This window comes from Pseudoalteromonas sp. SM9913 (assembly GCF_000184065.1).
Taxonomy (GTDB): Bacteria; Pseudomonadota; Gammaproteobacteria; order Enterobacterales; family Alteromonadaceae; genus Pseudoalteromonas; species Pseudoalteromonas tetraodonis.
In genome coordinates this window covers 125,784-139,102 of sequence record NC_014800.1, presented here as the reverse complement: position 1 = coordinate 139,102, position 13,319 = coordinate 125,784, and the positions used below count along the sequence as shown (strand labels likewise).

Genomic DNA, 13,319 nt, shown 5'->3' with positions numbered 1-13,319 from the left:
GTGTGTGGGGTATATTCCTGTATCCCATTGCCAACATCCTAGCAACATACACAAACAAAAAGAAACAAAAAATTTGATAAAATTAGCATAAGAATGCAAATAACTTTAAAAACAGGAAAATAACACCTATAAAAGCTCAAAATTGATACGACTCTATAAAAGTGGACACTTATTTAAGGAATAAGTGTTATGAAAATCAAAACTAGGCGTAGTCATTCAATTGAATTTAAAACAAAAGCAGTTGAACAATCGTTAGACTCTCCAGATACTGGTTAATGTAATAGCTCATCGGCTGGGCATTAACCCTGTCTTATTATCTAAATGGAGACGAAAAATGACGTCAAAAAGTACATCTAACCCAATTAAAAACCAAGGCCCTGATAAGTCATATAAAGATTTGGAGCGCCAAGTGCGTAAGCTTGAAAAGCAATTGGAAGATGCGCAGTTGGAGAACGATGTGTTAAAAAAGGCGAAGGCCTACTTGGACAGCCGAAAAGAATAAGATTTGAGTATATTCACCAAGCTGCGACAGCTAAGAAAACGATAAAAAAATTATGCACATGGTTGTCAGTATCAAAAGCTGGATATTATAAATGGCTAAAGCAATCATTAAGTCAACGTGCGTCAGAAAACGACTCATTGCTTGAGTTTTTGAAAAAAGTAAGTAGTGATGAGCACTGTATTCCGGGCTACAGAAAGTTGTGGAAAGCCGCTATAGATAATGGGTATGAGTGTAGTAAAGGCCGTGTGCAGCGATTACTGCAGAGTATGGGTTACCGCTCAGCCGCGGGTAAACGCCGATATACCGGTAGCGGAAAAAAGCAGGGGCATATCACTGCAGAAAACTTATTGGGTCGTGAGTTTAGTGTTGATGAACCCAATACGGTATGGGTGTCAGACATAACGCAAGTTCGTTGCAGAGAGGGTTGGCAGTATTTATGTGTAATTTTAGATTTATACTCACGCAAAGTCGTTGGTTGGGCAACAAGTCGAGTTAACAGCGCAGACTTGGTGATTAGAGCGTTAAAAAAAACATGGGATGCACGTAAACCTGATGGAAGTCGCTTATTATTTCACTCAGACCAAGGCAGCCAGTATCGTGCAAAAGAAACAATATCGTGGTTGAACAACCGACAGGTAACAATTAGCATGTCGAGAAAAGGGAATTGCTGGGATAATGCCTGCTCAGAAAGCTTTTTTGCCCAGTATAAAAAAGAATGGATGAACAATTTAAATGAACTGAGTCGTAGTGAAATGACAGTACAAAGTCGCTTTTATATCGAAAACTACTACAACTCAGTAAGAATGCATGGCACGCTAGGAAATGTGAGTCCCATGCAATACGAGTTAATGAATTAAAAACCCGTGTCTACTTTATCGGGGTCGTATCAAAATACAACCAAAGTAGCAATTTAATATCACACCGCCCAAAGTTAATACAATGTTAATATTGAGGTTTTATTCATAATTAGTGAAAATAACGGTTTTGTATATTTTTCACTCTGAAATGAGCAAAAAACACACCCCAAATGAGGTTTTATGCGGTTTTTATAAGACTAAAGTAGATACTAAAGGTAAGAAAGGGTACTCAGAAAAAACTATACATAGGTAGTTATGTAGTACTGTCCATTTTTAAACAATATTTTATACAGGCCTATTTAAGAGGTATAACTATGCCAATCAAATTCACTAATTAGATGGCAAAGTATAGGGTCTACACCTTTTGAGTCACAGTATGCGCGTAACTGCATGGGGGAGTGTTTATCAAAAAGAATTTGCCTAACAATAAATAACGTATGATTAAGCGGAATTAACTCATTATCATCAGTGGCGGCTAAATCATGGCAACTCATTAATAAGCTACACATTTTCGTGTCGTATCCCCATAACTTTAAAACATAGGCCGAAATAAAGTTAGAACTAGCATATTCTTCACTCACGGCTTTTTCATGCTCAAAAGACGCTTCACTTTCCCCTTGAGACAGCAAAATAATTTTGCCAACAAAACTCAATAACGCCACTGAAAATAATAGTTCTTGATCATGTAAGTTAAAACCTGCCTGCTTAGCAAAACGCTTAACACAACTAGCGTAATTCGCCGCTATATCCAATTGTTTCTCATGGATAGCCGAAGGAATAGACGATTCAAAATTTTTGGCAACTAATAAAGAAGTGGTGATAGCCATTAATATCGTTGTTCCGAGCCTCGACACAGCTTCATCAATTGACGATGTTGGCCTTACAAACCCAAGATAAGATGAGTTTGCAAGTTGCAACAATTTAGCAGTTATTATTGGCTCTTGAGAAACAACATGGGCAATATCATGCAAATCAAATTCATCGCTTTGTACTAACTCCCTGAGTTCTTTCAAAATAAGAGGATAAACAGGAAAGCTGATCATAGCCCCTAACTGCCTGCGCACATTAAAAGCAAAGGGTAACGACTTTAACGCCGCCACATTGTTAAAAAGTGCGGTTATGTCTGCCTCATTAAACGGTTTAGCAAGGTAAGCATGCACAACATTAGGTTGTCGCATCATGGTACTCAGTGTCATATCACCAGTAAGTAATGCTCTGACTGGGTAGGGGTTTTGTGAAGAGCATTGCTCTAAAACATCCAATCCATTCATTTGCGGCATTAAATAATCACTTAATACTAAATCTAAGTCTTGCTTAGTGTTTAGCAGCTGCCAAAATTCATCAATATCAGAGGTTGTCATTATATCAACCTCTGGAAAGGCTCGATGAATAGTTCTTTGTAATACTTTTAATAAAAAAGCATCGTCATCTAGTATGACTACCGCTATTGAACTCATTGCGCACCTTGAGAATTGAAATGGCTTAAGTAATTACAAAAATCATCCTGCTCTAAAGGCTCACTATAGTAATAGCCTTGTATGTAGTCACACCCTAACTTTTTAATTAATTCACATTGATAGGCTGTTTCTACCCCCTCAGCAACAACTTTAAGATTTAGATCATGTGACATACGCGTAATATTACGAATCATACTTTGCATCGCTAAAGACGACTCTATATCAGCAATAAGGGCTCTATCTAGTTTAACACCATCTACTGGCAGCTTAGAAAGGTAGCCAAGTGATGAGTAACCCACACCAAAGTCATCAATCAATAACTTAAATCCCAACGTTCTTAACCTTATTAACTGTTGTTCGCAAATAGCAAAATCTTCTATTAAATAGGTTTCTGTTAACTCAAAAACCAACTGTGATGACTCTAAATTATTGCGACTTAAACACTCGAGCATAAAGTCAATCCAATCGGGATCATCTTTTAATTGTCTAGCAGATAAGTTAATTGCCAATACACGCACGCCTGTATTATTCTCTGTCCAATATTTTAACGTTTTACAACTTTGAGAAATAACCCAGCGTCCTATTGATATAATTTGGCCATCACATTCAGCAATCGGGATAAAATGAGCTGGCGGTACCCAGCCATGTTTACTCGGCTCATACCAGCGAATAAGCGTCTCAGCAATCAATATTTGCCCTGTTTTAGTGTCAACTTTTGGCTGAAAACGCAACGATAGTTCATCATTACTTACCGCTGTTAATAATAAACGGCTTAACTCAAAGTTCTTTTTATAATCGGCTACCAGCTGAGGATCAAACCGAGAACAAATACGCTGTTGTTCACTTACTTGGTAATTCATCGTCAACTGCATTTGATTAACGAGTTCTTTTCCTTCCAAACTATCCTCAGGAAACAACCCATACACGCCATAAAGCTGCACATGGGCATCGTTATATTTACTAGGGAGTAGTTTTTTCAGATCATTCATCGCCTTATTTAAATCGGTTAAAATTTCACTATCAGATTTAATTTCAGGAACAAATAATACAAACCGATCGGCGCTCTTATGAAGAACTTTCACCGGTTGCTTTGATACGCCTTTTAGCACCTCCAAAACCAATTTTATAAGGTGGCTGCCATCTTCTGCGCCTAACAGATCATTGATTAATTGAAACTGCGCAATACCTATATAAACGAGGGCATAACATTCTTTATTCGCTTCACACAGGGCTAAATGATGATAAAAATCAGACTCGTTAGTCACCACTGATGGTGTTCTGGTAAGTTGAAAAATATTACTCATACTATTTGAGTTAATTGATAACTTTAAAAGCTGGCAAAAACCGTCATGTAAACAACGCTCAATCATAACTTCTTCGCTTTTAGCTAGATCAGAAGTGCAAGTATAATTAATAAAAAGTGTACTGCTTTGCTTATCAACAAACGACTGACTTACCGCTTTGTTTTGAGCTGTATCTAAATTGGCGAGGTGTTTGTTTTCGTATAAATGAATATCTGAAATGATTTCAGCGGCAGGTGCATTAAAACGATTAATAATGCCGTCATTGTCTATTTCTATTAATGCCGACATACTGCCCATTAATAACTGATCTCTTACTCTTTTAGCTCGGCGCTGTTCATATTTTACTTTCGCCTCGCTAATGTTTTCAAGTAGCTCACTATCAACCCATGGCTTTTCTAAAAAACGAAATACCAATCCCTGATTTAATAACTCAACCACAGACTTAAAATCAGCATACCCGCTGAGCACTAAATTTACGCAATCGGGCCAATTAATTTTAACTTGGCGTAATAAATCAGCTCCGTTCATTTCTGGCATTCTAAAGTCAGTAATGATTATCTCAACTTGATTAGCCGCTAATATTTCAAGTGCCTCAAAACCACTGGATGCCGTCATTACATCATAACCTGAACGAACAAGTACTCGTTTTAAAGATTTCAATACATTAAGTTCATCGTCTACCAATAAAATTCGCAAAGCCACTATTTACACCCCAAGAAGAGTTCTATTTTTACCAAATAAAATATTTACACTGTTTATCAATGTATCGTTACTAAATGGCTTACAAATATACCCATCAGCACCGGCATTAACTGCATCGATTAGTTGAGTTTCAGGCATCCCTGAAATCACTAACACCTTAATATCTTTAAACTCTTCACAAGAGCGAATAAAACGAATTACCTCTATACCACTAAGCCCTGGCATAGATAAATCCACAGTGATCAGCTCTGGCTTTCGTTGATGCATTAACGTACCCGCCTCAAACCCGCCTGCGGCTTCTACGACATCAAAACCGCTTCGTTTTAAAACACGCTTAATTACAGAACGGACATTAGCCTCATCATCAATAATTAAGACCTGTGGCTTGTGCGACAAACTTTGTGGAACTGGCATTTTATGTCTGACTAAAAAATCAATAAAGTCAATTACCTGCACTCTATAATTACCACGACCAGTCAGCTTATGCCCTTTCAGGTCACCCGCGTTAATCCAACGGCTTACCGTGCGTTGATGAACATCGCAGTAACGAGCAATCTCACTTGGCTTTAATGTTTTTAGCATGTTAATAATATTCAGCTTGATTTTAAATTTACATTAACATAAATTTAATAACAAGACGACAAATAAGACACTCAAGACATAAGTGACATTTACTAATCGTAAATTCAGTAACACACCTTATTCAAGAATAGTCTAGAATAAATCCTAAGCGATTATTAATAATTAAAACATCCACGGTTGTGGCTATTGTTATCACCAAGGGGCATCTATGTTCGCCATTGATACTTTTCACACTCACGGCAGCGATATAGATAAATTTATCCAACCTGTTAGTCAGTTTACGAACAACAGCCCAGATTTACTGCTTGGGTTTGCTACAACCGATACCATTAAATACCTTTTTAATAACCAGCCACGCTCTTTAAAAAACACTCACAATTGTTTAATCATCTCTTCGTGTCTTGGGTCATCAACCGACCAAACCCTATCATTAAATGAGCAAAGTATTAGTTTATTCTCGATTAAAGACTCAAATGGGCATTATGGTGTTGCAAGTTGTAATGCAACCGATAATCTAAGAGAAAATGCTGCTCAAACCGTACTTAAAGCCATTGCTAATGCAGGCCAAGCAGGCCTCGCCCCAAAAATGGTCTGGTGCTTTCAAGTCCCAGGTAATGAGGAGCTGGTTTTGCAGGGAATTCAAGATGCTATCGGGCAGCGTATACCTGTTTTTGGAGGAAGTTGCGCCGACAACGATATTTCAGCAAAATGGTGTTTTAGCGATACTGAAAATGTATACCAACAAGGTTTTATTATTGCGGTGTTATACCCCAGTGTAGAAACATTCGGCTTTTATAGTTCAGGCTACGATAAAACTGACCAGCAAGGTACAGTGACAGACGTGGATGGTCGTTTATTAAAAACAATTGATAACCAGCCCGCGTTTGATGTTTATAATCAGTGGCGAAAAAACATAGGTTTAAACGCCTTAACTTCAGGAAATATCCTTGCTCAATCAACAATGACCCCATTGGCAAGCGCCCTTTCTTTAAATGATGAAATCCCTCGATTACTGTTAAGTCATCCAGCGGTAGCTGAAAATGGCACGCTAGAATTATTTTCAAATTTAAGCGTTGGCGATACTATTTATTTAGCTTCGGGAAGCCCAGAGCAACTAATTAAACGAGGTGATGTGGTTGTCACCTCATTAACTAAATTGGCAGAACTCCATGCCATAAAAAATATTACCGGCGCTATTATTATTTTTTGCGGAGGCTGTATGCTGTCAATTAAAGACGCCATGCAAGAAGTAAAAGAGTCTATTGCAGCACAACTACCCAACACCCCATTTATTATGGGCTTTACTTTTGGGGAGCTCGGCACATTCAGCGATTCAACAAGTAAACATGGTAATTTAATGATTTCATGCGAAATCTTTGGTGGCCCTGAATGAGTAGCAATGAAATACTGTTAGAAAAGCTACACTTATTACAAGTTCATAATTTAGCACTTGAAGAAAACCGTGCCTTTAATAGCCTGATCTTAAATGGCTTAGATGCCATTTTAAAGAACGACAAAACTGAAACCTTACTCACTGAGTTTTTTGATATTTTGCAGCAAGCCATTGCTTTTTCTGCGGCTATTTTAATTAAAATAAACCCCAGCAATGAAACCACGACGTTAATTACAGCATCGCACCCACAAAGTGATGAAATAATTACCCAACTCAAAGCACTAAATAAACCCAATAGAGACATTAAAAATGTATTTAACTTACACCAACTTCCTGATTGGCAAGTAACTGATCCTTTTTGGCATTCGCAGCATGCAATGCTCACCACCCCAGTAAGTACCAGTACAGAAAGCTACCAGCTCTATATTTTTTCAGAAACAATTGGCGCATTTAATCAGCACGATATTACTTTAATGCAACGCTTTGTCAGCTTTGCAGGGAATACAATTTCACAATTTGAAAAACGAAATTTACTTGTTAAACAAAAAGAAATGGAAGAAAAACAAAGTAACATTGAACAAGTGTTAATCAACTCTGAAAAAATGGCTTCGTTAGGGCAAATGGCGGCAGGCGTTGCACACGAAATAAACAACCCTTTAAGCTACATTGTCAGTAATATCCAAAATTTGGCTTACAACCTTGAGCAATTTAGTCATTTAATTAACGCACTCAAAGCTGAAAAAGCCATAGCGCAGCAACCATTAGCAGATACGCTGCAACATTATCAATTTGATGAATTAGAAACAGACTCAAGCGATATCATTGCTGAAATGACTGAAGGGGCTGATCGTGTTAAGGAGATTGTTCAAGGATTAAGGCAATTTGCTCATCCGGATCAAACCCAAATTGGCGATATTGATATAACCGAGCTCATTGATAATACATTACGTGTTGCTTGGAATGAAATTAAATACAACGCCAACGTTGAAAAACACTACGACACAGAACCCGTTATCATCACAGGACGTTCGACCCAGCTCTCTCAGGTATTTTTAAATTTATTTTTTAACGCCGCTCAAGCCATTTGCGACAAAGTCGGTGTCATCAGTATTACCACTAAAGCCGATAAAAAAAATGCCTATATAACTATTGCCGATAATGGCAGTGGAATTGATGAGGACAAATTAAATAAAATTTTTGACCCTTTCTATACTACAAAACCAATAGGCCAAGGCACAGGGTTAGGGCTAGCTATAAGTAAAGCAATTATAGAGCAACATAGTGGCCAAATTCGAGTTGAAAGCCAGTTAAACCAAGGCACTGCTTTTTATATTACGTTACCTAAAAAGCCCACATTAACTGACGACGTACTGACCATATTACATGCCAACAAACAAATTGAGTAAGCTATGTCACACTCTCGATTTTGCTTAGATTCGATTTTATTTAAATAAGTACTCATCTAAATTACAGAGAATTACAGTAAAAATAGATGCAAACTACAACACAGCGTTACCTTATTTAATCCTAACAACAATGATTTGCGTATTGTTCAAATAGTATACTTGGAAACGGCTTAAATAAATCAGTTGTTTACAACCAAAGCTTAGACTAAATTTAGCTATAAAACTCACTTTCTTATTGGTAAAAAAATGACGGACATTGATGTATTAGAGCAATTAAATGAACAGCCGCCGAGCATTTTATGCCTGGATGATGAGGCTAATGTACTCAAATCTTTAGTACGACTTTTACGCCAGTATAAATTTGATGTGAGTGTTTCAACCAGTGGCCATGATGCACTTGAAAAAATGCAAAAAAAACAGTTTGATGTCGTAATTAGCGACATGCGTATGCCACTAATGAGCGGTGCTGAGTTTTTAGCTAAAGCAAGAAAAGTTGCCCCCGATAGCCAGCGTATTTTGTTAACTGGTTTTTCTGATTTAGAGTCAACAATTAGTGCGGTTAATGAAGGAGGCATTCACGCCTACGTGCAAAAGCCTTGGCAAAACGATCACTTAATTAGCGTTATCCAATCAGGCGTCGAAAAGTTTAGACTCAAAAAGCAAAATGAGATTTTACAGCGCCATGTAAATCAGCAAAATGAACAATTAAAAGAGCTGAATACTAACCTAGAGCAACTCGTCGAAAAGCGGACAAAACAAATTAGAAGCGTATTAAAAAAACTTGAAGTCGCTAATGAAAGTGAAAAACGAGAGCACCAATCTACTGTTGAACTGCTTTATAATTTTATCAATGCGAATCCTTATCTCGATGGTAAAAGAGCAGAAAATATAGCCGGTACATGTACTCAAATAGCGCGTTACCTTAACGTATCGCAAAAAAGCATTGAACTTGCGCCTATTGCGGGGTATTTGGCTCAAATTGGTTTACTTGCTATGGACCCTGAGCTTTACAACAAACCCATTAACGAGCTTAATGAAGTTCAAAGAAAAACGTTTTACACCCACCCAAGTATTTCACAATTAATGCTCATGCCTGCGACTCATTTAAGCGATGTGTCTGATGCAATTTACCACCAATTCGAACGCTACAATGGCCAAGGTATTCCCAAAGGACTTGCTAAAAACGATATTCCCATTGGAGCTATGGTGCTCAGTGTTGCTCGTGACTATTGGGAGGGTTACGAGCAAAGTGAGCCGTTACTTACAACAAAACAACGCCATCAATTTGCGCTCAATAGTATTAAATCAAACAGTGGCAGCTTATACCACCCGCGTATTGTTGATGCACTTGAAGCCAGCCACGCTAAACTCATTGCCTCTGACAGCTCTATTGGTTCAATAAAGGTGATGAGCGCACAAGAACTCGAAGAAAATATGATATTGGCAAACTCACTGCACAGCCATACAGGTATTATGCTTTTGCCTAAAGGACATATTTTCAATACGAAATCGATTGTTAAGCTACAACAACTCGAAGCTAAAAAGCCGACCCCATTTAGAATTATGGTTAAAATGGCTAAATGATTGATCTAAAATACTCTTTTATTCGTTATACTAAGCCTAAATAGATACCTCTAAATCCATTGCTTGAAGGAGCACAACGTGTCGCGATTTTCTGCCGTTACCGACAATCCCCACGACGGGCGTTTTAACCAAAAAACGGGAATACTTCTGACCAACTTAGGTAGCCCCGATGCCCCAACAGCAAGTGCATTGCGTATTTACTTACGTGAGTTTTTGTCAGACCCTCGTATCGTAGAAATACCGCGTATTGTGTGGATGCTTATTCTGCATGGCATCATTTTGCGTATACGCCCAAAGCGCTCAGCTAAATTGTATAAAAGCATATGGACTGAAAATGGCTCACCACTGACCCACATTACACGTCAACAAAGCATTAAATTAAATGCCTTATTAAAACAGCACGGCTATACCAACACCGAAGTGGTTATGGCGATGCGCTATGGTAACCCATCAATCGAAGCGGGCCTTGAAGAGCTCAGAGATAAAGGCTTAACCCGCATTATTGTGTTACCACTTTACCCACAATATTCAAGTCCAACCACAGGCTCAACATTTGATGCCGTGGCAAATGTATTAAAAAAATGGCGCTGGGTGCCAGAGCTACACTTTGTAAATGGGTATCACAAAAACCCAACCTACCTAGAGTCGCTTGCTAACAGCATTAGCGAAGATTTAGAAAAACACGGCATGCCACAAAAAATGGTGTTTTCATATCATGGTATGCCTAAACAGTTTTTAGATAATGGCGACCCCTATCACTGCCTATGCCAACAAACCACCCGTTTAGTGGTAGAAAAGCTAGGCCTAGATAAAAACAAAGTGATCACCACCTTCCAAAGCCGTTTTGGTAAAGCTGAATGGTTAAAACCTTACACAGATGCAACTCTTGAGAGCTTACCTGGCGAAGGAATTAAAGATGTGGCTATTATCAGCCCAGCCTTTAGCGCCGACTGCCTAGAAACACTTGAAGAATTAGAAGGTGAAAACCGAGAGATTTTTGAAGAAGCCGGCGGCGAAAAATACCGTTATATAGCAGCGCTTAACGACCGTGACGATCACATAGACGCCATGTTTGATGTGTTAAAACCAATGCTATAAAAACGGGAAGAGCAGCGGTTAGGTTTTAGCTGTCAGCGATCAGCAAGAGATTAGCCAAGTGCGGTGATCGACTGTAGGCGTGAGTTTACCTCGCGCGCACAGTACCAAACCCGTTGCTCGACACCCGATCCCCGCACCTAACACCTAAAATCTGCTCTTAGCTCTTACGTGTCACCATTAACGTGAGTGCTCCTGCTATTATCCCCCAGCATGCAGAGCCGACTGACCATAATGTTAAATCAGAAGCCGTAACTAAAAAGGTAATAATGGCCGCCTCAGTATATTCGGGGCTGTGCAAAGACTGCTGCAAACTATTAGCGATGGTCCCAAACAGTGCAATACCCGCTAACGCCAATACCAGTGCTTGCGGCAGGCTTGCTACAATCGCCACTAGCATTGCAGCACACAGCGCCATAATAATGTAAAACATCCCACCAGCAATGCTCGCCCAGTAGCGTTTATCGGGGTTTTTATCGGCCTCTTCGCTCATACAAATAGCAGCCGTAATGGCCGCTAAATTAATTGAATAAGTGCCAAATGGCGCGGTTACTAAATTTATTAACCCGGTCACAGTTAATGACGATGATATTGGCGCTTTATAGTTATGCGCTTTTAAAATTGCAAACCCAGGTAAGTTTTGTGAAGTCATAGTTACTATATACAAAGGAATACTAATACTTATAAATGCCTGCAAACTAAAGCTTGGTGCAATATAAGCAAAGCTGCTTGCCTGCCACTGCACGGTGCTGGTATCGATATTTCCCATATACCAGGCTAAAAATATACCCGCTAACAATACACTTAGCATTGCAAACCGAGCAAAAAAGCGCTTGCCAATAAAGTACACCACCACCATTAAACCAATCACCAATGGCAAGTCGTTCATAAAGTTAAACACATCAATACCAAATGTGACTAATACCCCCGCTAACATAGCACAGGCCAGTTCACTGGGAATACGGTTCATGATTTTTTCAAACCAACCGGTAATGCCAGACACCAATACCAATAAGGCTGATAGCATAAATGCGCCTATCGCTTCATGTAAGCTGTAGCCCTGGGCACTTGAGATCAGTAATGCTGCACCGGTAGTCGACCATGCAATTAAAATGGGCACCTTATAATAAAACGACAGCACAATAGACGTACCGCCCATTACTAGCCCCAGCATTAATATCCAGCTTGCCACAAGTTCAGGTGTACCACCTAAGGTGATCACCACTTGATAAATCAATGCAATAGAACTTGAAAAACCAATAATGACCGCAACAAGTCCTGCCATAATTCGACTAAGTAACTGATCAGTCCCTGCCATAATTCCCTCTTTTAATAGGTGTTTAACGATACAACATACTTTGCCTATTTATACTTTGCAATTAGCCCTTTGAATAATGAAAAATGATCACGTTACTAAAAAATTTTATTGGTCAGTTTTGCTTGTCAAAATCGGTGTGATTTAAAAAACACACACGTACCCAAAAACATGCCACAGGGTGCGCCATTACTACAAAAAAGCCATCCTATTAAACCAAAAAAGCATACCTAAAAAAGGTAAAGCAAATACTTACAATAAGTTATAAAAAAATCAATTACCACTTTATGATTACAATTTAAATTTGATCTAATTCTTTTTTTAAGATAAAACTTAACAATTAGTTCACCATTTAACCTAAAAGAGAAACAGATGAAACGTTACATTGTTTTAACTATCGCTATTCCTTTATCTGTATTTGCCTTGTATACGCTGCTTAATGATCAGAAAAAAACCGATGAGGTAGAAGCGCCCATTGCTATTGATATCGTTCCTGTTGATTCTGAGTTTGCAAAAAAAACACATAACCCATCGCCCATTGATATGAGTAAAGACCCTATTGCAGCAAAACCCGCTAACATTGAATCAAACGTACCTTCAAACTCATTTGACGCAATTAATAAACCTTCAGCAAAGGCTAAAGAAATACTTAAAGCGGCAAAAGTACTGCCAACCGATTTACAAAATGAAGCCTACATAGAATTTGATCTAGCGGCGCTAAAAACCCTCAAAACGGGTGATAATTTTGACCTTGCAATACCGCAAACCGCAGAAACCTACAGCGCTGAAATAACCAATGTAACCCATGCCAGTAACGGCGATAAAAGCATTGTTGGTCAGGTTATTGGGGCCAATGGCGCAATGCACACCACCATATTAACCGTTGGCAATGATGCGGTTTACGGTCAATTTACAGCCCCAAGTGGTAATTATGTTTTTGAAAGTAAAGGTCAATATGGCTGGATTGCAGCTAAGCGTGACCTATATAAAACACATATAGAGCATCAGGTTGGTGAACCTGCACCAAAAAATGCGGATGACACAGACCCATTTGCACCTCGTGCTGAAAACACGCCCTCTTTTTAAACAAACCTGTCAACGCAGGCAACAAGACCTAGCAGT

9 protein-coding genes and 1 pseudogene are annotated in these 13,319 nt (G+C 38.8%); 6 read left to right on the top strand and 4 right to left on the bottom strand.

The genetic code is table 11. From position 1 onward, the window contains the following. Positions 1–189: 189 nt before the first annotated feature. Positions 190–1,359: pseudogene (locus tag PSM_RS15875) on the top strand (IS3 family transposase). Between the two features lie 299 nt (positions 1,360–1,658). Here PSM_RS15875 and PSM_RS15870 read toward each other — a convergent pair. Genes PSM_RS15870 through PSM_RS15860 form a run of 3 tightly spaced genes read right to left on the bottom strand, consistent with a single transcriptional unit; the run spans position 1,659 to position 5,419 of the window. Then, positions 1,659–2,816, bottom strand: coding sequence for an HDOD domain-containing protein (locus tag PSM_RS15870; RefSeq protein ID WP_013462881.1), 1,158 nt, complete (start codon positions 2,814–2,816; stop codon positions 1,659–1,661). Further along, positions 2,813–4,822: an EAL domain-containing response regulator gene (locus PSM_RS15865; RefSeq protein WP_013462880.1), complete on the bottom strand. Its 2,010-nt coding sequence runs from the start codon at positions 4,820–4,822 to the stop codon at positions 2,813–2,815. Before PSM_RS15865 ends, PSM_RS15870 begins: the two co-directional genes overlap by 4 nt. 3 nt (positions 4,823–4,825) lie before the next feature. Continuing rightward, complete coding sequence (locus PSM_RS15860; RefSeq protein ID WP_269077464.1) at positions 4,826–5,419, bottom strand: response regulator; 594 nt, start codon at positions 5,417–5,419, stop codon at positions 4,826–4,828. A 193-nt stretch (positions 5,420–5,612) separates the two neighbouring features. Here PSM_RS15860 and PSM_RS15855 point away from each other — a divergent pair, with 193 nt between their 5' ends. The 4 genes from PSM_RS15855 to hemH all read left to right on the top strand — a co-directional run bounded on the left by PSM_RS15855 (position 5,613) and on the right by hemH (position 10,885). Beyond that, on the top strand, positions 5,613–6,797 hold the full coding sequence (locus tag PSM_RS15855; RefSeq protein ID WP_013462879.1) for an FIST signal transduction protein: 1,185 nt from the start codon (positions 5,613–5,615) through the stop codon (positions 6,795–6,797). Further along, complete coding sequence (locus PSM_RS15850; RefSeq protein ID WP_013462878.1) at positions 6,794–8,203, top strand: sensor histidine kinase; 1,410 nt, start codon at positions 6,794–6,796, stop codon at positions 8,201–8,203. The genes PSM_RS15855 and PSM_RS15850 overlap by 4 nt, the downstream gene beginning before the upstream one ends. A gap of 246 nt (positions 8,204–8,449) precedes the next feature. Beyond that, a complete protein-coding gene (locus PSM_RS15845; protein WP_013462877.1) occupies positions 8,450–9,787 on the top strand; it encodes an HD domain-containing phosphohydrolase in 1,338 nt (445 codons plus the stop codon). Positions 9,788–9,865: 78 nt separating this feature from the next. After that, complete coding sequence (gene hemH / locus PSM_RS15840; protein ID WP_013462876.1) at positions 9,866–10,885, top strand: ferrochelatase; 1,020 nt, start codon at positions 9,866–9,868, stop codon at positions 10,883–10,885. A gap of 157 nt (positions 10,886–11,042) precedes the next feature. On the opposite strand, the gene PSM_RS15835 is transcribed toward hemH, so the two are convergent. Continuing rightward, positions 11,043–12,200, bottom strand: a complete 1,158-nt coding sequence (locus PSM_RS15835; protein ID WP_013462875.1) for a benzoate/H(+) symporter BenE family transporter — start codon at positions 12,198–12,200, stop codon at positions 11,043–11,045. Positions 12,201–12,569: 369 nt separating this feature from the next. On the opposite strand from PSM_RS15835, the gene PSM_RS15830 reads away from it, so the two are divergent. Beyond that, positions 12,570–13,283, top strand: coding sequence for a hypothetical protein (locus PSM_RS15830; protein WP_013462874.1), 714 nt, complete (start codon positions 12,570–12,572; stop codon positions 13,281–13,283). The last annotated feature ends 36 nt before the right edge of the window (positions 13,284–13,319 follow it).